This is a genomic window from Streptomyces sp. SudanB5_2050, assembly GCF_964272335.1.
Lineage (GTDB): Bacteria > Actinomycetota > Actinomycetes > Streptomycetales > Streptomycetaceae > Streptomyces > Streptomyces rochei.
Genome location: NZ_OZ186760.1, coordinates 49,576 through 69,834, shown reverse-complemented (window position 1 = coordinate 69,834; position 20,259 = coordinate 49,576). Strand labels below are relative to the sequence as shown.

The window sequence follows — 20,259 nt, the reverse complement described above, 5'->3', positions numbered from 1 at the left end:
CATTTTTGCGTTAGAACGCAGATTCGCGCCCCATGTTAGGCTTCCGATATGACCGCACCTGGGACGACATCGGGGTCGCACCGTGAACGCGTCAAGGCGAAGCGCCGTGAAGCGATCCGCCGCTCCGGCATGCGCCTGTTCGCCGAGCACGGCTATGACGGCACGACCATCGCCGACATCGCACGCGCCGCCGACGTCGCACCGCGCACTGTGCAGCAGTACTTCCCCTCCAAGCACGACATCGCGCTGAGCGTGGCCAACGAGGTCGCCTCCCGGCTCACCGACGCCGTCGAACAGCACCCCGAGGCCGGCTTCCTCGACGTGGTGAACATCTGGCTCGCAGCGGAAGCGGAGTTCAACGACGCGGAACTCATGGCACTCACCAAGGCCATGAACGAAGCCAACCCCGGCCTTCAGGCACTCAGCAGCAGCCAGCTGACCGACGTCGTCCAGGTCGCCTCGGCCCGACTCGGCGCGGAAACCGGCCTGGCGGTCGACGAACCCCTCAGCGCCGTCCTCGCCGCCGCCGTCGGCGCCGCACTCGCCCAATACATCGGCATCGCCCACCAGTTCCGCGACAGACCGGAGCTGCACGACCACGTGATTGCCTGCCTGCGCGCCCTCATCGACGCGGCCAGAGCCACCCACGACTGAGGCCGACGGCCGAGCCCACCGCCGCTCGGCGGACCGTGTCCACCGCCGTGGTGTACGCGCTGACCAGCAGCTGCGCCTGGCGACGACGGTCGGGGGTGAGTCGTTCACGGCGGCGGAGCCCGGACTGCTCGTCGAGGTGCTGCGGACCGGTCAGGAGGAACAGTCCAGGTCCTCACCGCGCGTTCCGTGGACGCACTGCTGGTCGCCGGGGACCGTCCACACCACCAGCGACGAGGACATCGACGAGCAGTTCGCCGTGAACTTCCGCGCGCACTGGACCGCCATGAACGCCGAGGCCGCTCTCATGCGGAAGAACGGCGGCGGGGCGATCGTCAACACCTCCAGCATCGGCAGCCGCCGCGCGAACCCGGCGCCGCCCGCCTACGGCGCCATGAAGCGCGCGCTCAACAGCCTCACCGAGACCGCCGCGGTGAACTGGGCCGGTGACCGTATCCGGGTCAACGGCATCACCCCCGGGGGCACCGCCACGGAGATGATCGACACCTGGGAGGCGGCGACCCCCGGCATCGTCGAGCAGATGACCAAGTCGATCCCGCTCGGTCGGACGGGCGAGCCCCGGCAGATCGCCGAGGCGGCCGCATGGCTGCTCAGCGACCGCGCCTCGTACGTGACCGGCGCGATCCTGCCGGTCGACGGCGGCGCCGGCGCCTGAGCAAGACAGCCCAACGCCGCCCGCCGAGGCCCACCCTCGGCCTGGACGAGGTACGCGTCCGACCGTGGCCGGGGTGTCTTCAGCGTTGACGCTCCAGGGTGAGGAACGTCGCACGGGCGGGCTCAGTGCCCTGCGTGCGTGGCGTGGGGTGACAGGCCGAGCAGGGGCAGCCACACCGTGTCCACGATTTCGACGATCGACTCGTCCGGCACCGGGCCCATGGTCATCAGCATGTCGTGGCGCACCAAGTCGAAGGGCAGGTTCACCACACGTGCGGAGCGCGGCACATCCGTGAGTTCACCGCGCGCGGCGGCCCGGTCGACGAGCTGCACGAAGGGCGGCGTCCGGTCCGCAGGGAGGAGGCGGCTGCGCAGATCGTTGAAGTCGGTGCCCGTCTCGCGGAAGTAGTCCGCCAGATGGATGCGGAGGAGTATCACCGTGCGGCCCCGCTCGGCGTTCACCGTACGCAGGAGGGTGAGGGCGTCTTGACGCAGGCTGCCGGTGTCGGGGATGCCGAGGGGGCGCCAGTACCGAGTGAGTGTGGCGATGAGAAGGTCCTCGCGCTGCGGCCAGCGCCGGTAGAGCACCGGCTTGCTGGTTCCGGCGCGGGCTGCGACGGCCTCGTAGGTGAAGCCGTTGTAGCCGTGCTCGACGAGTACGTCCCAGGCGGCATCGGTGATCGCGTTCTCCAGGGCGGCGCCCCTGCGCCGGGTGGGGGTGCCCTCTCCGTGCCGCTCACTCACTGGTACCCCCGTATGTCGACTCTCACAGGATGTGGCGATGCGATTGGATCCGCTTGCGTATCTTAACTTGCAGCCGTACGCTCGGGGTAATAGAAAACGGCTCCGTATCTTAACGGGGTCATGCGTCAAGCAAGGGAAACGCGCATGCCCATGATCAATGCCGCGCTCGTGGAGTCATTCGACGAGCCGCCGCACATCCGCTCCATCCCCGCGCCGGAGGCCGACCCGGGTCAGGAAGTGGTGGATGTCCTGGCCGTCGGCGTGCACCGTGCCACCAAGGGAATCGCCGCAGGCAAGCACTACACCAGCCCCAAGACACTGCCTGCCCTGGCCGGCGCCGACGCCGTGGTCCGCCGGGCCGACGGCAGCCTCGCTTTCGTCATGCCGATGGGCGCGGGCTCTCTGGCCGAGCGCATCGCAATCGACCCGGCCACCGCCATCCCCGTCCCGGACGGAACCGACCCCGCGCTCCTGGTCGCCACCATGAACCCGGCCCTGTCTTCGTGGGCCGCGCTGCGCACCCGGGTGCCTTTTCGGGCCGGGCAGTCGGTCCTGGTGCACGGCGCGACCGGCAACGCCGGATCGATGGCCGTCAAGGTCGCCAAGCATCTTGGCGCCGAGCGGGTGATCGCCGCCGGGCGCAACCGCGGCCGCCTCGACGAACTCACCGCCGAAGGCGCGGACGACGTCGTCCGACTCACCCCCGACCAGGACGCCACCGCGGCCGCGCTCGCCGAAGCCGCCGCAGAGGTCGACGTGGTCCTCGACTACGTATGGGGACCTCCCACCGAACTCGCCATGCGCGCCGTCCTCGGGGCGCGCACCCAGCACACCCGCCTGCTCGACTGGGTGCAGATCGGCGGCATGGGCGGAGACACCATCACGCTGTCCGGACACGCCATGCGCTCCAACGCGTTCCGCGTCCTGGGCAGCGGTATCGGAGCGGTCCCCATGGACGTCATGCAACGGGAGTTCACCGAGCTCGTCGCCGCGATCGCCGCAGGCGGCATGGCCGTACGCCCGAACCCCTTCCCGCTCGACCAGGTCGAGGCGGCGTGGGCCCACCAGGACGCACCCGGCGAACGCGCCGTCATCCTCCTGTAACACACCTGCCGCCGGCTCGGGTACGGCGGGAGCCTGGAGTATCAGCAGTCTGCCCATCGGCAGACTCTTTCCAGTGCGAGACGGCGCTTGCAGACACGCTCCAGTACTCCAGTCGTAGATCGTGACCTTGTGGGCGTGGCTGGGATCGGGTGGCCGGATCGATATCGGATCGCTTGAGGTGGTCGCCCGCTGGCACGCTGCCACCATGGATCACGCAGAAGTACTGCTCATCGGAGGACGAGCTGGTGTCGGCAAGACGACGGTGGGGTGGGAGGTTTCCGCGTTGCTGCGTACCGAGGCGGTCGCTCACGCGATCATCGACGGTGACTTCATGGGGCAGGCGCATCCGGCGCCAGAGGGAGACCCTCACCGCGCGGAGATCACCGAAAGCAACCTGACTGCCGTGTGGGCGAACTTCGCCCAGCGTGGCTACCGACGCCTGATCTATACGAACACCATGAGCGTGCTGCCGGAAGCGACGGGCATGTTCGAGCGTGCCATGGGGGCCGGAGTGGGGATCATACGAGTCCTGCTCACCGCCTCCGACGCCACCGCCCGCGAGCGGCTGATGAGCCGAGAACTCGGCTCAGAGCTAGAACGCGAGCTGGCAGGAAGTATCCGCAAGGCGCGGCTCCTGGATCAGCGGGCCCCCGCAGAGACCGTGCGAGTGGCGACGGACGGACGGCTCGTCGCTGACATCGCGCGGGAGGTAGTGGCCGCCACCGGTTGGGCCGGGCCTCACTTCCCCCGCGGATCGTGATCGTGTTGGCAGGCTGGTCCGGGGACAGGCACGGCCACCGGTGATCATCAGGACGCCCCTGAGGCAACCGAAGCCCTTACCGCTGCTATCCGACCGGTCCGGGCAGAGGACACGATGGATCGTCAATCCCGAGACTGGCTAACTGATCGTTTCAGAATGGGGCCGACGGTCAGTCGTCGTCGAGCCGCTGAAGGACCTGCGTGAAGTCACCACAATCGAGCAGACCAGTCAGCACGGTCGTGATGTTGTCGATGCCTGCGTCTCGAACGATGAGGCCGTCGGAGCACCAGAAGTAGCGGCCGCTCAGAGACTCGCCGGTTCGGGAGTCCTTTCCCAGGAGGCGCTCGACCTCAGCAAGAGTGAACACGGTCGCGCTCCAGCGTGACTCGTCCGCTGTCAGCCGGACCTCGACATCGACGTTGCAGACGGCATCCAGGGGCTCGTCCGCGCTGGGCAGGAATGATGCCTGGAAGCGTTCTGTTCGGACGCGATACCAGGGAGCGTCCCACCCCTGCTCAGTGGCTCCGGCCCCGTTGCTGGTCATGCGGGGAGTATGTCGAGCTGGCCCGGTGGGCTCAACCGGATTCTCTGGCAGGCTTCAGCATCGTGACCAAGAACCTTGTCCCCGACGAACTGTGGGACCGGATAGCCCCGCTGCTGCCAGCACGACCCGCGCGCCGACATCGCCCCCCCCCGGGCGGCTCCCCGTGCCGGACCGGGTCGCACTGGCCGGCATCATCCCGTCCCGGTTCCAAACACCACCTGATCGTCGACCGCCACGGAACCCCGCTCGCCGTCACACTTACCGGCGGCAACCGCTATGACGTCACCCAGCTCCTGCCGCTACTCGACGCCGTCCCGTCGATCCGAGGTATGCGGGGACGCCCCCGCCGCAAGCCCCGGCGCCTGTATGCCGACCGGGGGTCGGCGCGTCGTTCGTAGCGGATGCGGAGTCGTTTGAACTGGTGCAGCCAGGCAAATGCATCCACCAAGGTCTCCTCCAGCTTGCCTGCAGCATCATCTGTCTCCGACGGCTTCGGGCGGCATTCCGAAACGATCGGTAAAGCCTGGCCTCCTCGGCAGCGCAGGAGAGAGCGGGAACCGCAGGAGACCGCCGGCTCGGCGGCGCGGACCTGGCACGCGAAGGATGTCACCTGCCCGAAGTGCCAGGCCCGCCCGAACTCCCCCTGCACGCTACAAGGCCCGCACCAGGAGCGGGTGGAGTGGGCGAAGGAGTTCACCCGCAAACTGTGGGGCTGAGATACCCGCCACTGCGCCACCGGGCGAACGCGGTGTTGTCGTTTCCAGTGGAAACGTTCCATGAGAGGCGCCCCCCGCCGGGCCGGACGCCTCTGATCGCTCGGCCCCACCCCGTCGGCCTCTGGGCGCGGCGTCGTCGGCCGGGGGCGAGGGACCCGGCGCACACCGACGCCGGCCGCCGGAAGGCGGGTCAGCCGTGCTGGTCGTCGTCCGGACGAGTCGGGTGAGCGGCGTCCACGGACCCGCGGGAAGACGCCCGGGCGCACCGCCGAACCGCCCTGACGTCAGAGCGGTCGGCGGTGCGCCCGGTGCCCGCTGCGCCGGTCGGGCGAGCGTGCCCGGCGCTCGGGTGCGGCAGCGGTCCCGCATTTCGGCGGTTCGGCATGATGTGTCGCCCGCGGGACCCCGCGGCTGAGTGTCCGGCGCGGGTCGACCGCCGGGAAGGGGAACCGATGCCGAAACTGCCGTCGCCCGCCGCGTCGTTCGGTGGTATCGGGCGCGCGGTCCGGGTGTCCGTGGCCTCGGCCGCCGGCTTCTACCCCGCGGCGTACCTCCTGGACCGGCCGGTCCTCGCGCTGTACGCCCCTCTTCACCCCCATCGCCTTCGGTGTCCTGTCCCCCCTGCCGGGCTCGGGCAGCCGCCGCACGGGCACCGTGCTGCGCGCCGCACCGGCTGCCGCCGCCCTGATCGCGTCGGGCACCGTCCTGGCGGTCACGACATGGACGGCGGCCCTCGGCATGCTCGTCGTCGCCCTCTCCCTGACCTTCGGTGCGGCCTGCGCAACCCGCCTCGCCGGCGTCGTCCCCGGCCTGCAGCTCTGCTACATCCTGGCCTGCTTCCCGCCCTACGCCCCCGCCACGCTGCCCGAACGGCTGGGTGGACTGGCACTGGGCGCGGCGGTGCTGTGCCTGGGCGAAGTCCTGCTGTTCCCGTCGCCCCGGCGGCCGTCGTACGCCGTGCGCGTCGCGGACGCCCTCGACCTGGCGGCCCGCACGGCGCGCGTCCTGCTCCGGGCGGAGACCGTCGACAGCGAGCGGGCGCGCTGCTGCGGACGACCGGGCGGGAGCTGCGCTTCTCGCGGCAACCGCACGGCGGCCGGCCGACCGGCGCCGGCCGGACCGATCGGGCGCTGGCCCACGCGGGGTCGGCCGCCCGCCGACTGCTGGACCAGCTGGCCACGCTCGGCGAACTCCCCGCAGCCCCGGCCGACACGGCCTCGCGGAACCTCCTCCACGGCGTCGCGGCGACGTGCGAGGAGACCGCGGACATCCTCCGCGGCGACCGGCCGGCGGGCGGCGCGGAGCTGATCGAGGAGATGACGGCCCGGTTCCTGGACGAGCGCGGCGAGCCCCCGGAGGGAGGCCGCGCACGCCCCTACGCGCTCCTGCGGCGCCAGTCGACCCTGCTGACGGTGGCGGTGTCGACGGTGACCGTGCGCACGGCCGCGCACCTCGCGGCGGGCGCCGGCCGTGCGGTGCCCGGACTGCCCCGCGAGCAGTTCTGGTACGCGAGGCCGTCGACGGCGCGCCTGTGGCTCGTACGGATCCGCGGCAACCTCACCCCGCGCTCGGTCGTGTTCCAGAACGCGGTCCGTACCGCGCTGGGCCTCGCCCTCGCCCGTCTGGTGGCCGGGTCGCTGGACCTGTCGCACGGCTTCTGGGTACTGCTGAGCGTGCTCACGCTGGCCCGCACGACGGCGGTGGGCACCTGGTCGGCCGTACGGTCGGCCGCGGCCGGGACCCTGGCCGGCGCCGTGCTCGCGGGCGCGCTCATCATCGGCGCGGGGGACGCGACCGAGGTGTACGCCGGTCTGCTGGTGCCGACGATGGTGGTCGCCTTCTCGGTGGGACCCGCGGGCGGACCCGCCTGGGCGCAGGGGCTGTTCACCCTGGTCGTGTCGACGGCGTTCGCCCAGATCGCCCCCGTGACCTGGTGCCTGGCGGAGGCCCGGCTCGTGGACGTGCTGACGGGCAGCGCGATCGGACTGGTCTGCGCGCTCCTCGCGTGGCCCGCCGGCGCGCGCACCGAGCTGCGGCGCAGCGTGGCGACGCTCTTCCGGGCCGCCGCGCCGGTGGTGCGGGAGACCGCCGACGTGGTGGCCGGCCGCGGCGCCGTGCCGCGGGGCGACAGGTCCAAGCGGCCCACGACCGGACCGCTGTGGCCCGCCCTGCACCACTTGCGGATCGCGGAGGCGGCGTACGCGCAGTTCCGTACGGAGCCGGCCCCGCGCGCGGACGGCGACGGTCCCGACTGGCTCGCCGCCCTGAACTACGGCTCCCGTGTGCTGACCGGCGCCTACTGGCTACCGCCCGCGCGGGGCGTCCCCGGCCTCCCGCCCGAGGCACGGCGGTGGGTGGACACGGTCGCGCGGCAGGTAGCGGATGCCGGCCTGAGAGCGGCGGACCTGCCCCCGGGGGGGGGGGGGGGGGGGGGAGTCGACGTCCGGCTCGCACCGCTGCCGGTGGCCACCTCGTCCGACACGACGCCCGGGGCGTCGTCCCTCCTGGTCGACCTGGAGGTGTGGCTGCACGCCCTCGCCTCGGACCTCGCCACCGCCACCGGAGCGGACCGCGCGGCCGCCGCGGACGCCCCGGGACCCGTACGACGGTCGTGTGCCGGTGCACCGGACGCTCCGGTCGACTGATTGCACGCCACTGACTGGGTACCCGAGTGCCGCCACCCGAGCCGGCCTCCACACGGGTGCGGCAGGCCGGCCGGAGGCCGACAGGTGGCGTGCGACGCGGACGGTCGCGGGCGCCCGCCCGGAGTGCCACGGTGTGCTCGGCCGTCAGGACCAGGGTGAGGAGCCGGGCATGACCAGTACGACCGAACCGTCCGCGGGCGAGGGGCGCGCCGCGCGGTTGCGCGCCGTGGCGGCCGAGGTGTTCGGCTGGGACAGCCTGCGCCCGGAGCAGGCCACGGCCATGGAATGGGTGCTGGACGGGGCGGACGTCCTGGTGGTGATGCCGACGGGATCCGGCAAGTCCGCGGTCTTCCAGGTGCCCGGTTGTCTGCTGCCGGGACCGGTGGTGGTCGTCTCACCGCTGCTCGCCCTGCAGCGCGACCAGATCGCCGGCCTCCCCGCTGGGGACCGGGCGCCGGACGCCGTCGCCCTGAACTCCGACCTCACCGCCGCACAGGAACGGGCCGCCTGGGAGAAGGTGCGCGAGGGCGGCGCCCGTTTCGTCTATCTCGCACCCGAGCAGCTCGCCAACAACGAGGTGGTCGAGCGGCTGGCGCGGGCGCGGCCCGCCCTGTTCGTGGTGGACGAGGCACAGTGCGTCTCCTCCTGGGGCCACGACTTCCGGCCCGACTACCTCCGTCTGGAACAGGCCGTACGCCGTGTGGGCAGGCCCCCGCTGCTGGCCCTCACGGCGACGGCCGCGCCGCCGGTGCGCAGGGAGATCACCGAGCGCCTCGGCATGGACGACCCGCGGGTGATGGTGACCGGCTTCGACCGCCCCAACATCCGGCTGGAGGCCAGCCGGTACCAGGACGAGGACGACCGCCGCAGGGCCGTCCTGGAGCGGGCAGCCGCCTCCCCCAAACCGGGCCTGCTCTACGCGGGGACCCGCAAGGACACCGAGTACTACGCCGGGGAGCTCTCGTCGCTGGGGCTGGCGGCCGAGGCCTACCACGCCGGTCTGCCCGCCGCCGAGCGCACCCGGGTCCACCGTGCGTTCCAGTCCGGGGAGGCGGACGTGGTGGTGGCCACCTCGGCCTTCGGCATGGGCATCGACAAGGAGGACGTGCGGTTCGTGCTCCACGCCGCGCTCCCCGGGTCGCTCGACGCCTACTACCAGCAGATCGGCCGCTGCGGCAGGGACGGCCGGCCCGCCGACGCCGTGCTCTTCTACCGCCCCGAGGACACCGGCATGCAGGCGTTCTTCGCCGCCCGCACCACCGGCAGGAAGGCGCTCACGGAGGTCGCAGACGCCGTGCACGACCGCGAGGACGATCCGGCCGACCTGGCGGAACTGCGCCAGGACACGGGTCTGTCCCGCCCCCGGGTCACGGCCGCGGTGAACCTGCTGGAGGAGGCCGGCACGGTCAGCACCGGAGAGGACGGCGGGATACGCCCGGACCCGGCCACCCCGCCGGAGGAGGCGGTGGAGGAGGCGACCCGCACGGCCGAGGCCCGTCGGCGCACCGACCGTACCCGGGTGGACATGGCCCGGGCCTACGCGGAGGGAACCGGCTGCCGACGCTACTTCCTGCTCGGCTACTTCGGCGAGGCCTACGAACCGCCCTGCGGAAACTGCGACCGGTGCGACGCGCAGGACGCGGCCGACGACCCGGCCGAGGCCGACCGGCCCGTCCACCCCACCGCCACCCGCTATCCGGTCGGCACTCAAGTACGGCACGCGGAATGGGGCGACGGCACCGTGCTCAGCGAGGACGGCGACCGCATCACCGTCCTGTTCGACGAGGCGGGCTACCGCACCCTGTCCCTCAAGACGGTGGCGGGCCGTGACGACCTGCTCACCGTGCAGCACCGGGCCGGAGGGGACGAGGACTCGAGGTAGCCCGGGCCGGGGGTCGCGCGAGCGTGGCCACGGGCGCAGGCTGCGGGACGCCTGCCCGCCTTCTCGGGTCAGCGCACCGGACCTCCGTGCCCGGTGCGGGCGTCCGCGTCCGCGAGGGGTGCGCGAAGTCCGTGCGCGAAGTCCGCGAGGAGCGCACGAAGGACCGTTCCGTCCGGGGCCGGGCGCGGGCACTCGCCACTGCCCGCCGTTCGCGGCCCGGGGACCACCCGTCGCCCTCCCCGCCGCCCAGTCGGCGGGCCTGACCAGCAAGATGATCATCAATGCCACCACGCCCGTCCATCCCGTCGCCCGCGGCAACTTCTCGACGCCCACCATGGACCTCCCCGAGGCCAGGGAGTGGGCGGCCAAGCTCCAGCGCCTGCTGTCCGAAGCCCGCGGCTGACGCCCGTCACCGCCACCGGCCGACCGGCCGGCCACCCCACCCCGTTGCGAAGGAAGACGACCCGATGACCGACCACCGCCCCGGTGCCCCCGCTGCGCCCACGAGAGCGTCAGGACCTTGTACTACTCGCCCGTCCCCGGCGTCTGGGACGTCCTGCAGTGCGGGCGCTGCCTCTACACCTGGCGGACCAGCGAGCCGGGCGCACCTGCCGCGACGCCTACCCGGAGGCGTTCCGGCTGAGCCCCGAGGACATGGCGAACGCCGCCGAGGTGCTGACCGTCCCGCCCCTGCGCACCACCGGCACCACCGGCACCCCCGGTCAACCGAACTGACCGGCGGCTGACGGCGGTACCCGTGGTTTCCGGCCTTCCTTCCCCCGGCCGGAAGACGACGCCGGTTGACGGGCACACGAACAGTCATGACGGACACACAGTTACGGCACGACGAAAGCGATGTGCGGGAAACCCGTGAGCGGGGGACCATGGCGATCTGGCGGTGGGCCAGGTGGGCGGCGCTCGCCCTCGCCGTCGGCTGGGCGCTGAACTCGGTCGTCAGGCTCATCGAGGGCGAGCAGGGGCGGGCGCTGTGGTGGCCCCTGATCAGCACGGTCATCTGGGCCGGGGTGACCGTCAACGGCTTCGTGACCTACCACCGGACCAGGGCGAGGACACGGCCGTCCGCCACCGGCCGTCCGTCGGCCTGACGGCGGGGCGGCCGAGCGTCCCGGGGACCGGCTTCGTCCGAGCGCGTCACCCCCGGGCCGGAAGAAGATCCCGTCCGCCGGCCGGCACACGGGCTGCCACCGGGCCGGTGGCGGTGTGCCGGAGACGGTTCGTGGCGGCTTTGTTGCGGACACATGGCAAGGTCCTCAACGAGGCGCGATCCGCTGGTCCTTGCGCCTGCGCATGTGCTTACCTGGCCGCATGACCGTCCTCGTGACCCCCTGTCACCTCACCCGCGTGCGTGCCGTCGCCGCCGAGGATTGTACCGCTCGCGTCTGACGCCCCCGCGTCGATCGACTCACGTCCCCACGTACCCCCGGCTCACGCCACACCGACCGCCGCCCCCGCCCCGGCTCGGCCCCGGTCCCGCACCCACACCACCGGCACACCGCGCGATCCGTACACGACGCGGTCCGTTTCGCGGTGCGTGCACGTCTGGGCGCCGCACACGTCACCGTTCGCAACAAGGAGCACCACATGAGCCAGCCGATCGACTCCGTCACCGCAGGTCACACGCCCGAGAAGACGCCCGCCGGCCCCGACGCCCCGGGCTGGTCCTTCGAGACCAGGCAGCTCCACGCGGGTGCCGCGCCGGACCCGGTGACCGGAGCGAGGGCGACCCCCATCTACCAGACGACGTCGTTCGTCTTCCGGGACACGCAGCACGCCGCCGACCTGTTCTCCCTCGCCGAGCCGGGCAACATCTACACCCGCATCCACAATCCCACCCAGGACGTCTTCGAACAGCGGGTCGCCTCGCTGGAAGGCGGCGTGGCGGCGGTCGCCCTGGCGTCCGGGCAGGCGGCGCAGACCCTGGCGGTACTGACGTTGGCGGGCTCCGGTGACCACATCGTCTCCAGCACCTCCCTGTACGGCGGCACGTACAACCTGTTCCGTCACACGCTGCCCAGGTTCGGCATCGAGGTGACCTTCGTCGACGACCCGGACGACATCGAGGCCTGGCGGGCGGCGGTCCGGCCGGACACCAAGGCGTTGTTCGCCGAGACGCTGGGCAACCCGCGCGGCAACGTGCTCGACATCCGGGCCGTGGCGGACGTCGCCCACGAAGCCGGCGTCCCGCTGATCGCCGACAACACGGTGCCCACGCCGTACCTGCTGCGCCCCATCGAGCACGGCGCGGACATCGTCGTCCACTCGGCCACCAAGTTCCTGGGGGGACACGGGACCACGATCGGGGGTGTCGTCGTCGACGGCGGGTCCTTCGACTTCGGCGCCCACGTCCAGCGCTTCCCCGACTTCAGCGAACCCGACCCCAGCTACCACGGCCTGCGGTACTGGACCGCGCTGGGGCCCGGTGCCTTCGCCGTCAAGCTCCGGGTCCAGTTGCTGCGCGACCTCGGGCCCGCCCTCTCCCCGCACTCCGCGTTCCTGCTCCTGCAGGGTGTGGAGACGCTCAGCCTGCGCGTCGAACGCCACTCCGCCAACGCCCAGGCCCTGGCGGAGTGGCTGGAGCAGCGCGACGAGGTCGCCGCCGTCCACTACCCGGGACTGCCCTCCAACCGCTGGTACGAGGCCGGGCGGCGCTATCTTCCCCGCGGCGCGGGCGCCGTCCTGGCCTTCGAACTCCATGACGGTGTCGAGGCCGGCAAGCGGTTCGTGGACGCCGTCGAACTGTTCAGCCACCTCGCCAACATCGGCGACGTCCGCAGCCTCATCATCCACCCGGCGTCCACGACCCACAGCCAGCTGGACGAGGCGCAGTCGGCGGCCACCGGCGCCTCGCCCGGCCTGGTGCGGCTGTCGGTGGGCATCGAGAACCTCGCCGATCTGAAGGCCGACCTGGAGGCCGGGTTCAGGGCCGCGAAGGGCGCGTCCTGAACACCGTACTGCCGCCCGGACGGGCCTCCCTCCCACGGCCCTCCGGGGCCTGGCGGGAGGGCGACCCGCCCGGGCGCCGCCAGTGGTACGAGCGGGAGACACCGCTGCGGCTGGAGGCGGGCGGCCGGCTGCCCGGCCTGCGGCTGGCCTTCGAGACCTGGGGGCGGCTCGCGCCGGACGGCTCCAACGCCGTGCTGGTCCTGCACGCCCTCACCGGCGACAGCCACGTCACCGGCCCCGCCGGGCCCGGGCATCCGACGCCCGGCTGGTGGGAGGGGCTCGTCGGGCCGGGGCGGGCACTGGACACGGACCGCTGGTTCGTCGTCGCCCCCAACGTCCTCGGCGGCTGCCAGGGCAGCACGGGGCCTGCGTCCGCCCGCCCGGACGGACGACCCTGGGGCGGCGACTTCCCGTTCCTGACGCAGCGCGACCAGGTCGCCGCCGAGGTCGGTCTGGCACAGGCGCTGGGCGTCGACCGCTGGGCGCTGGTGGTGGGCGGCTCGATGGGCGGCATGCGCGCGCTGGAGTGGGCCGTGGCCCACCCCGAACGCACGGGCGCGCTTCTGCTGCTCGCCACGACGGCGGCCGCGAGCGCGGAGCAGATCGCCTGGGCCGGCCTGCAGACCCGCGCCGTACGCTCGGACCCGCACTGGCGAGGAGGCCACTACCACGCCACCGGGTCGGGGCCGCACGCAGGACTCGGTCTCGCCCGCCGGATGGCCCACCTCACCTACCGCAGCGAACCGGAACTCCAGTCGCGCTTCGACCGCTTCGCCCAGGCGGAGGAGGACCCATGGTGCGGCGGCCGCTACCAGGTCGAGTCCTATCTCGACCATCACGCCGACAAGCTGGTGAGCCGCTTCGACGCGGGCAGCTACGTCACCCTGTGCGAGGCCATGAACAGTCACGACGTCGGCCGCGGCCGGGGTGGCGTGCGCGCCGCGCTGGCCCGGGTGACCGCCGACACCCTGGTGGCCGGGGTGGACTCGGACCGGCTCTACCCGCCCGCGCAACAGGCGGAGCTGGCGGCGGGCATCCGTACGTCCGACTCGCTCCGGACCGTCGAGTCCCCCCACGGGCACGACGGCTTCCTCATCGAGGTGGAGCAAGTCGCCGCGCTGGTGCGGGAACTCCTCCCCTGAGGGGGCTACCGCGGTGGACCGCACCGGCGTCCACGGCGGGCCGATCCGGCGACCGCGGTGGCGGCCCCCCTCGTCTCACCGAGCACAGGGCGGTTCCCGCCGACCACCGGACCCCGCCGACGCAGGCCCACGGCCGGGAGTGACGCGGCGGGCCGGGCCCCGCCCCCGGCCCGCGAACGGGCGTCTGCGGCGCGCGCGAACGAAAATCCCGAGGCGCCCGTGCCCGGACGCGGCCTACACCCCCCCGCGCTGCTCTTGCCCCTGGCCCGCCGCCCGTGGCGCACGTCGGCTGCCACTCCTGTCCGAGCAGCCCGTAGACCCACGAGTCGGAGACGTCACCGTTGACCACGCAGTCCTCCCGCAGCGTCCCCTCGAGGGCGAAGCCGAGCTTCTCCAGCACGCGGGCGGAAGAGCGCGAAGAGGTCGTCCGCATCCGTGTCCTGGAAGGCACGCAGTCGCAGACGAGCGGTGCGCAACGTGGGGGCGGGCAGCGGCGCCGTCATGTTCTCTCCCTGGTCGGTGGCCGGTCAATCAGACCTCCGACGCGGACGACGGGCAACAGCTTCTCCCGGTGATGCGGCGGGGGAGGACCTGTGCCGCCCCACACACCAGCGACTGAAGACCCCATGGCTTCTGCGCGTGCCCTCTTCCGCAGCCGCAAGGCGGCTTCCCCGGGCGTGGCCGTCACGATCGCGGTTCGCGCCCCCACCGCCGCCGGCGCCGCACCGACGTCCGACGGCAGCGGCCGGCACCGGCGAGCGTCACCGGTCACGCCGTGTTCCGACTGCCGTACCAGGAGGACGCCGGCGTCCGCTCGCTGACCTTCGACGCGCACGCCGCCCCCTACAGCAGACCGTTCCCGGGCGTGCCCAGCGGGCTGCCCACCGACGCGTACGGCACCGTGAGGCCCTCCTCCTACCGGCAAACCGGGACTTCACCTACACCGCGCGAGGCACGGGCCGGGGAACCTCCTGGGACACGCGGGCTGCCGCCGGCGTCCGCGCCCTGCCGACGCCGGACAGGCTGAGCCCGGCGGCAGGACGCACGGGTCACTCGCCCTGCGCGCGACCGTGCTTCCTGATGGACCGCTCGACGGCGTAGGCGGTCGCGGTGAACGCCTCGATCTGCTCTCGCGTCAGGTCCCGTACGGAGATGTCCTCCAGGTTGCGCCACATCTGCGCGATGGGCTCACGCAGCGCGCGTCCTTTGGCGGTGAGGTGGACGACCATGACTCGCCTGTCGTGGTCGGCCGGCTCGCGGGTGAGCAGCCCGGCCTCCTGCATGCGGCGCAGCGACTTGGAGACGGTCGAGTGGTCGAGACCGACCGTCTCCAGCAGCTCGGACTGGGTCTGGCCGTCGCGGTCGAACAACTGCATCAGCAGCAGTTCCTGCCCCGGGTGGAGGTTCATGTCGCGGAGCATGGCGGCGGCGTGGCCGCGGTGGACGCGGGCGAGCTGGAAGACGGCGTAGCTGAGCCGTCCGTCACGCGCCGTGCCGGGGGTCCTGGACGCGGGGTCGGTCATCGTGCTCCTCGTGCGTCGCCGTGGGTCGGGTAGTCGGTGTAGCCGCTTGCGCCGCCGCCGTAGAAGGTGGCCGGGTCGGGGCTGTTCAGCGGCGCTGAGGAGCCTATCCGGTCGACCAGGTCGGGATTGGCCAGCGCCAGGGTGCCGACGCTGATGACGTCGGCACGGCCCTCGGCGACGTCCCGGGCGCGCGTGGACAGTTCGGCGCCGGGCCGGTTCAGCATCAGGGTGCCCGGCCACAGCGACCGCAAGGTGCCGAGGAGTCCGTCGTCACCGGCGTGGACCAGGTGCAGGTAGGCGAGATCCAGCGGGGCGAGCGCGCCCACGAGCGCCGAATACAGGGTGTGGACGTCGTCCTCGCGGATGTCGTTGTAGGGGTTGCCGGGGGACAGGCGGATGCCCGTGCGCCCGGCGCCGATCTCATCCGCGACGGCCTCGGTGACCTCCACGGCGAAGCGGATGCGGTTCTCCGCGCGGCCGCCGTAGCGGTCGGTGCGACGGTTGGCGTTGTCGGACAGGAACTGGTGGAGGAGGTAGCCGTTGGCGCCGTGGATCTCCACGCCGTCGGCACCCGCCTCGAGGGCGTACGCGGCGGCGCGGCGGAAGTCGTCGACGGTCGCGGTGACCTCACCGGTGGACAGCGCTCTCGGCTCGGGCATGGCCTGCGGACCGTTCGCGGTGAACATCGTGCCGGCCGGGCGGACCGCGGAGGGCGCCACCGGCCGGCGCCCGTGCGGGGTGTTGTCGGGGTGCGCGATGCGCCCGGTGTGCATGAGCTGGACGACGATGCGCCCGCCGGCGGTGTGGACGGCGTCGGTGACCTTGCGCCAGCCGGCCACCTGCTCCGGGGAGTGGATGCCGGGAGTGAGCAGGTAGCCCTGCCCGTCGGGGGAGGGCTGGGTGCCCTCGGTGATGATGAGCGCGGTCGAGGCACGCTGGGCGTAGTACTCGGCGTTCATCTCGGTCGGCACACCCTCGGGGGTGGACCGGTCGCGGGTCATCGGGGCCATGACCAGGCGGTGCGGCAGCCGGATGTCGCCGGCACGGGCGGGCTGCCACAGGGAGTCGAGGTCGGTGGCGGGCATGCGGAACTCCTCAGTACGAGACGGGTGACGGGACGCGCCGGTCCGACGCCGGCGCTGCCGGTGCCGACCCTGGTGGGGCCGGCATCCAGGGGTGCGGTCAGCCGACGGTGAGGACGAGCTTGCCGCGGCTGTGGCCGGCGTCGCTGGCCCGCTGGGCCCTGGCCGCCTCGGACAGCGGGTGGGTCGCGCCGACGGTGGTGACCAGGGTGCCGTCGGCGGCCTGCCGGGCGAGTTCGGCGAGACGGGCGGCCGAGCGGCGCTGGGGACCTTCGGAGAAGACGACTCCCAGCTCGCGGGCGCGGAAGTCGGCGGTGGTGACGATGCGGTTCGTGCCGCCGCGCAGGGTGATCGAGTCCTCCAGCGCCCCCTTGCCTGCGGCGTCGAGTACGGCGTCGATGCCGTCCGGGGCGAGTGCGCGGACCCTCTCGACCAGTCCCTCCCCGTAGACCAGCGCGGTTGCGCCGAGCGAGGCCAGGTACTCCTGGTTGGCCGGGCCCGCGGTGCCGATGACGCGGGCGCCCCGGGCGACGGCGAGCTGGACGGCGACGGTGCCGAGGGCGCCGGACGCGCCGTGGATCAGCAGTGTCTCGCCGGCCTTGACGCCGAGCAGGTCCAGCGCCCGGTCGGCGCCGTCACCGGCCACCGGCAGCGCGACGGCGTGCGTCCAGTCCAGACCGGCCGGCTTGCGGGCCAGGACGGCCGCCGCGGCCAGCGCGTACTCCGCGTACGAACCGGTGTCCGACCAGCCCAGCACCTCGTCGCCCACCTTCAGCCGGTCGACGCCCTCGCCCACGGCGTCGACGACCCCGGCGATCTCGCCGCCGGGAACGGCCGGCAGCGTGGTGGGGAAGATGTGCTCCATGGCCCCGGAGCGGATCTTGCCGTCCACCGGGTTGACACCGACCGCACGGACGCGCACCCGGACCTGTCCGGCGCCGGGCTGCGGGATCTCGACCTCCGCCTCGTGCAGGACCTCGGTGCCGCCGAACGTGTCGAAAACGATGGCCTTCATGACTGCTGTCTCCTTCGAGTGACCGAACCTTTTATGTGGCTGGACACATAAAACGTAGCACCATTTAGGTGGCTAGCCAACTATTACGTGGAGCCGACCGTCACCTCCTCGGGACCGCAACGCGGAAGAGTGCCGAGCCGGTGATGGCAAGGCGCGTCGGCCGGGGGTGCGAAAGCGCGTCGACCCGGCTGTGCGACCGGATCCGGGCGCGAGGCCGCAGATGGGGCATGCCACCGGAAGTCGGACCCGCCGTGGAGAAACGTCAACGCGCAGTCCGCGCTGCCACTCGTTGGGGTTGTTTGACCGGCCACGGACAGTCGGGCGTGTGCCGGCCGCGAACACTGGCAACAGGTGGTGCGGGCCACCGGTGGGCAAGGGGGGGCGGCATGGCCGAGGGCACGGTTCTGATGGCGGTGACGGAGAAGCCGGATGCCGGAGGCGCCACCGCCGGGCAGTTGGCGCGCGTCGCCGAGGGGCTTCGGGCGGCCGGCTTGCAGGTCCGGTGGGTGGTGAGCGTCTCGGACGCCGAGGCGGTGCTCAGAACGGAGGCCGGTCTGGCCGCCGCCGTGGTCGCCTGGGACCTCCTGCCCGGGGCCGAGGACGGGCCGGGCGGCGCCGCGGTCCTGCGTCGGATCGGACGCCGGTTCCAGAACCTGCCGGTGTTCCTGGTCATGGCGGACGAGGGCCTGCGTGAGCTGCCGCTGTGGGTGTCGCAGTCGGTGGTGGGCTATGTGTGGCCGCTGGAGGACACACCGGCGTTCATCGCGGGGCGGATCTCCACCGCCGCACGCGGCTACCAGGACGCCCTGCTCCCGCCGTTCTTCAAGGCGCTGCGGCGCTTCGACGACGCGCACGAGTACTCGTGGCACACCCCGGCGCACTCCGGCGGTGTCGCCTTCCTCAAGTCGCCCGTGGGCCGGGCCTTCCACGACTACTTCGGGGAGCGGCTGCTGCGCAGCGACCTGTCGATCTCGGTGGAGGAGCTCGGGTCGCTGTTCGAGCACACCGGTCCGATCGGCGAGGCGGAGCGCAACGCCGCGCGGGTCTTCGGCTCCGACCGCACCTACTTCGTCCTGCACGGTGACTCCACCTGCAACCGTCTGGTCGGCCACTTCAGTGTGACGCGGGACGAGATCGCCCTGGTGGACCGCAACTGTCACAAGTCCGTCCTGCACGGCCTGGTCGTCTCCGGCGCCCGGCCGGTCTACCTGGTCCCGACCCGCAACGGCTACGGGCTCGCCGGACCCCTGCCGCCGGGCGAGATCGCGGCGGACGCGGTGGCGGCGCGGATCGCCGGGAACCCACTCACCGCGGACGCGGTGTCGCCGCGCGCGCAGTACGCCGTCTTCACCAACTCCACGTACGACGGGTTGAGTTACGACGCGCCCTCGGCGGCCCGCGCCTTCGCCGCCAGTACACCCCGACTGCACTTCGACGAGGCCTGGTTCGCCTACGCCCGCTTCCATCCGCTCTATGCGCGACGCTACGGCATGTCGGTGGACGAGGAGGCGTTCCCGGGCCCCGGCCGGCCGACGGTCTTCGCCACCCAGTCCACCCACAAACTGCTGGCGGCCCTGTCGCAGGGCGCCATGGTGCACGTCCGGTCCGCACCGCGCGCACCGGTGGAACACGACCGCTTCAACGAGGCGTTGATGATGCACGGCACAACGTCACCGCTGTATCCGATGATCGCCTCGCTGGACGTGGCCACCGCGATGATGGACGGTCCGCAAGGCCACTGGCTGATGGACGAGGCGGTGTCGGAAGCGGTCCGCTTCCGGCAGGAGATGGTGCGTATCGGGCGCCGGATCGAGGCCGCCGGGGACCGGCCGCCCTGGTTCTTCGGGGTGTGGCAGCCCGACGAGGTGACCGACCCCGCAAGCGGCGCGCGACTGCCCTTCGACGAGGCTCCGGCGGACCTGCTGCGGACCGAGCCCTCCTGCTGGCACCTCGCGCCCGAAGCGGACTGGCACGGCTTCCCCGGCCTCACCGACGGCTACTGCATGCTCGACCCGATCAAGGTCACCGTGACCTGCCCGGGACTCTCGGCGACCGGTGCGATGTCGGACTGGGGAGTCCCGGCACGGGTCCTCACCGCGTACCTGACGACGCGCGGCATCGTCGTGGAGAAGACCGACAGCTACACCACGCTGGTGCTGTTCTCCATGGGCATCACGAAAGGTAAGTGGGGCACGCTGCTGGACGCCCTGATGGACTTCAAGGACCTTCACGACGGCGGTGCCCCGCTCGACCGTGTCCTGCCCGCCCTGGTCGCCGAGCATCCGCAGCGCTACGCCGGACGGAGCCTGCGCGACCTGTGCCAGGAGATGCACGACCACCTGCGCGACGCCCGCCTGGTGGAGCTGCTCGACCTGGCCTTCCAGCAGCTTCCCGAGCCGGTCGCCCCGCCCCGGCTGTGCTACGAGCGCCTGATCCGCGGCGGTACGGAACGGATCCGCCTGGCGGACGCGCCGGGCCGGGTCGCCGCCGCGATGGTCACGGTGACACCACCCGGCATCCCCGTCCTCATGCCGGGCGAGAGCACCGGCGAGGAGGACGGCCCTCTCCTGCGCTACCTCAGGGCCCTGGAGTCCTTCGACCGCCACTTCCCCGGCTTCGGCAGCGAGACGCACGGGGTGACCCGCGCCCCCGACACGGGCGACTACATGATCGAGTGCCTGCTCCCGGACGAGCAGGACACCCCCCCGGGCCGCCGTGACGCCGGCCCAGCGGAGCAGGGCCCGGAGCACCAGGACGACGGGATGAACCCTCCGTGAGCCCGAAGCCTGGTCACGGCAGGGACCGCACAGGC

17 protein-coding genes and 3 pseudogenes are annotated in these 20,259 nt (G+C 72.4%); 14 read left to right on the top strand and 6 right to left on the bottom strand.

Annotation, left to right across the window (positions count from 1 at the left end):
• Positions 1 to 48 precede the first annotated feature (48 nt).
• The gene (locus ACFZP7_RS00365; protein ID WP_385633458.1) at positions 49 to 654 is read left to right on the top strand and encodes a TetR/AcrR family transcriptional regulator; all 606 of its coding nucleotides are present in this window, start codon (positions 49 to 51) and stop codon (positions 652 to 654) included.
• A 208-nt stretch (positions 655 to 862) separates the two neighbouring features.
• Positions 863 to 1,327: pseudogene (locus ACFZP7_RS00360) on the top strand (SDR family NAD(P)-dependent oxidoreductase); the annotation flags it as partial.
• Positions 1,328 to 1,449: 122 nt separating this feature from the next.
• Here ACFZP7_RS00360 and ACFZP7_RS00355 read toward each other — a convergent pair.
• Positions 1,450 to 2,070: a TetR/AcrR family transcriptional regulator gene (locus ACFZP7_RS00355; RefSeq protein WP_385633456.1), complete on the bottom strand. Its 621-nt coding sequence runs from the start codon at positions 2,068 to 2,070 to the stop codon at positions 1,450 to 1,452.
• A gap of 144 nt (positions 2,071 to 2,214) precedes the next feature.
• Between ACFZP7_RS00355 and ACFZP7_RS00350 the strand changes: the two genes are divergently transcribed.
• Together ACFZP7_RS00350 and ACFZP7_RS00345 are read left to right on the top strand one after the other, a co-directional pair.
• Positions 2,215 to 3,174: a zinc-binding alcohol dehydrogenase family protein gene (locus ACFZP7_RS00350; protein ID WP_385633454.1), complete on the top strand. Its 960-nt coding sequence runs from the start codon at positions 2,215 to 2,217 to the stop codon at positions 3,172 to 3,174.
• 205 nt (positions 3,175 to 3,379) lie between these two features.
• On the top strand, positions 3,380 to 3,934 hold the full coding sequence (locus tag ACFZP7_RS00345) for a hypothetical protein (RefSeq protein ID WP_385638267.1): 555 nt from the start codon (positions 3,380 to 3,382) through the stop codon (positions 3,932 to 3,934).
• 169 nt (positions 3,935 to 4,103) lie between these two features.
• Here ACFZP7_RS00345 and ACFZP7_RS00340 read toward each other — a convergent pair whose 3' ends face one another.
• Positions 4,104 to 4,478 carry a hypothetical protein gene (locus ACFZP7_RS00340; RefSeq protein WP_385633452.1) on the bottom strand — a complete coding sequence of 125 codons (375 nt, stop codon included), beginning with the start codon at positions 4,476 to 4,478 and terminating at the stop codon, positions 4,104 to 4,106.
• Between the two features lie 197 nt (positions 4,479 to 4,675).
• On the opposite strand from ACFZP7_RS00340, the pseudogene ACFZP7_RS00335 reads away from it, so the two are divergent.
• From ACFZP7_RS00335 to ACFZP7_RS00295, 9 genes and pseudogenes are all read left to right on the top strand, one after another.
• Positions 4,676 to 4,849: pseudogene (locus ACFZP7_RS00335) on the top strand (transposase); the annotation flags it as partial.
• 999 nt (positions 4,850 to 5,848) lie between these two features.
• The gene (locus tag ACFZP7_RS00330; protein ID WP_385633450.1) at positions 5,849 to 6,502 is read left to right on the top strand and encodes a hypothetical protein; all 654 of its coding nucleotides are present in this window, start codon (positions 5,849 to 5,851) and stop codon (positions 6,500 to 6,502) included.
• An 8-nt stretch (positions 6,503 to 6,510) separates the two neighbouring features.
• Positions 6,511 to 7,839 (top strand): FUSC family protein, encoded by a 1,329-nt coding sequence (locus tag ACFZP7_RS00325; RefSeq protein WP_385633448.1) that lies wholly within the window; start codon positions 6,511 to 6,513, stop codon positions 7,837 to 7,839.
• Between the two features lie 169 nt (positions 7,840 to 8,008).
• Positions 8,009 to 9,721: a RecQ family ATP-dependent DNA helicase gene (locus tag ACFZP7_RS00320; protein ID WP_385633446.1), complete on the top strand. Its 1,713-nt coding sequence runs from the start codon at positions 8,009 to 8,011 to the stop codon at positions 9,719 to 9,721.
• Positions 9,722 to 9,992: 271 nt separating this feature from the next.
• Positions 9,993 to 10,124: a hypothetical protein gene (locus ACFZP7_RS00315; RefSeq protein WP_385633444.1), complete on the top strand. Its 132-nt coding sequence runs from the start codon at positions 9,993 to 9,995 to the stop codon at positions 10,122 to 10,124.
• 158 nt (positions 10,125 to 10,282) lie between these two features.
• Positions 10,283 to 10,456 carry a hypothetical protein gene (locus ACFZP7_RS00310; protein ID WP_385638586.1) on the top strand — a complete coding sequence of 58 codons (174 nt, stop codon included), beginning with the start codon at positions 10,283 to 10,285 and terminating at the stop codon, positions 10,454 to 10,456.
• Positions 10,457 to 10,605: 149 nt separating this feature from the next.
• The gene (locus tag ACFZP7_RS00305; RefSeq protein WP_079126796.1) at positions 10,606 to 10,827 is read left to right on the top strand and encodes a hypothetical protein; all 222 of its coding nucleotides are present in this window, start codon (positions 10,606 to 10,608) and stop codon (positions 10,825 to 10,827) included.
• Positions 10,828 to 11,323: 496 nt separating this feature from the next.
• The gene (locus ACFZP7_RS00300) at positions 11,324 to 12,685 is read left to right on the top strand and encodes a bifunctional o-acetylhomoserine/o-acetylserine sulfhydrylase (protein WP_125538211.1); all 1,362 of its coding nucleotides are present in this window, start codon (positions 11,324 to 11,326) and stop codon (positions 12,683 to 12,685) included.
• The gene (locus tag ACFZP7_RS00295; RefSeq protein WP_385638265.1) at positions 12,682 to 13,827 is read left to right on the top strand and encodes a homoserine O-acetyltransferase; all 1,146 of its coding nucleotides are present in this window, start codon (positions 12,682 to 12,684) and stop codon (positions 13,825 to 13,827) included. Before ACFZP7_RS00300 ends, ACFZP7_RS00295 begins: the two co-directional genes overlap by 4 nt.
• A 277-nt stretch (positions 13,828 to 14,104) precedes the next feature.
• On the opposite strand, the pseudogene ACFZP7_RS00290 reads toward ACFZP7_RS00295, so the two are convergent.
• From ACFZP7_RS00290 to ACFZP7_RS00275, 4 genes and pseudogenes are all read right to left on the bottom strand, one after another.
• Positions 14,105 to 14,251, bottom strand: a pseudogene (locus ACFZP7_RS00290) (GNAT family N-acetyltransferase); the annotation flags it as partial.
• Between the two features lie 625 nt (positions 14,252 to 14,876).
• Positions 14,877 to 15,350, bottom strand: a complete 474-nt coding sequence (locus ACFZP7_RS00285) for a MarR family winged helix-turn-helix transcriptional regulator (RefSeq protein WP_385626699.1) — start codon at positions 15,348 to 15,350, stop codon at positions 14,877 to 14,879.
• A complete protein-coding gene (locus ACFZP7_RS00280; protein ID WP_107477354.1) occupies positions 15,347 to 16,435 on the bottom strand; it encodes an alkene reductase in 1,089 nt (362 codons plus the stop codon). The genes ACFZP7_RS00285 and ACFZP7_RS00280 overlap by 4 nt, the downstream gene beginning before the upstream one ends.
• A gap of 97 nt (positions 16,436 to 16,532) precedes the next feature.
• Positions 16,533 to 17,447, bottom strand: coding sequence for an NADP-dependent oxidoreductase (locus ACFZP7_RS00275; protein WP_385633442.1), 915 nt, complete (start codon positions 17,445 to 17,447; stop codon positions 16,533 to 16,535).
• Positions 17,448 to 17,833: 386 nt separating this feature from the next.
• Here ACFZP7_RS00275 and ACFZP7_RS00270 point away from each other — a divergent pair, with 386 nt between their 5' ends.
• Positions 17,834 to 20,224, top strand: a complete 2,391-nt coding sequence (locus ACFZP7_RS00270; protein WP_385633440.1) for an Orn/Lys/Arg decarboxylase N-terminal domain-containing protein — start codon at positions 17,834 to 17,836, stop codon at positions 20,222 to 20,224.
• The last annotated feature ends 35 nt before the right edge of the window (positions 20,225 to 20,259 follow it).

Bases quoted from the DNA above. Each gene is read 5' to 3' on its own strand.
- ACFZP7_RS00300 (WP_125538211.1), top strand. From the start codon at position 11,324: ATGAGCCAGCCGATCGACTCCGTCACCGCAGGTCACACGCCCGAGAAG.
- ACFZP7_RS00320 (WP_385633446.1), top strand. From the start codon at position 8,009: ATGACCAGTACGACCGAACCGTCCGCGGGCGAGGGGCGCGCCGCGCGG.
- ACFZP7_RS00275 (WP_385633442.1), bottom strand. From the start codon at position 17,447: ATGAAGGCCATCGTTTTCGACACGTTCGGCGGCACCGAGGTCCTGCAC.
- ACFZP7_RS00315 (WP_385633444.1), top strand. From the start codon at position 9,993: ATGATCATCAATGCCACCACGCCCGTCCATCCCGTCGCCCGCGGCAAC.
- ACFZP7_RS00285 (WP_385626699.1), bottom strand. From the start codon at position 15,350: ATGACCGACCCCGCGTCCAGGACCCCCGGCACGGCGCGTGACGGACGG.
- ACFZP7_RS00305 (WP_079126796.1), top strand. From the start codon at position 10,606: ATGGCGATCTGGCGGTGGGCCAGGTGGGCGGCGCTCGCCCTCGCCGTC.
- ACFZP7_RS00350 (WP_385633454.1), top strand. From the start codon at position 2,215: ATGCCCATGATCAATGCCGCGCTCGTGGAGTCATTCGACGAGCCGCCG.
- ACFZP7_RS00325 (WP_385633448.1), top strand. From the start codon at position 6,511: ATGACGGCCCGGTTCCTGGACGAGCGCGGCGAGCCCCCGGAGGGAGGC.
- ACFZP7_RS00270 (WP_385633440.1), top strand. From the start codon at position 17,834: ATGGCCGAGGGCACGGTTCTGATGGCGGTGACGGAGAAGCCGGATGCC.
- ACFZP7_RS00280 (WP_107477354.1), bottom strand. From the start codon at position 16,435: ATGCCCGCCACCGACCTCGACTCCCTGTGGCAGCCCGCCCGTGCCGGC.
- ACFZP7_RS00365 (WP_385633458.1), top strand. From the start codon at position 49: ATGACCGCACCTGGGACGACATCGGGGTCGCACCGTGAACGCGTCAAG.
- ACFZP7_RS00345 (WP_385638267.1), top strand. From the start codon at position 3,380: ATGGATCACGCAGAAGTACTGCTCATCGGAGGACGAGCTGGTGTCGGC.
- ACFZP7_RS00340 (WP_385633452.1), bottom strand. From the start codon at position 4,478: ATGACCAGCAACGGGGCCGGAGCCACTGAGCAGGGGTGGGACGCTCCC.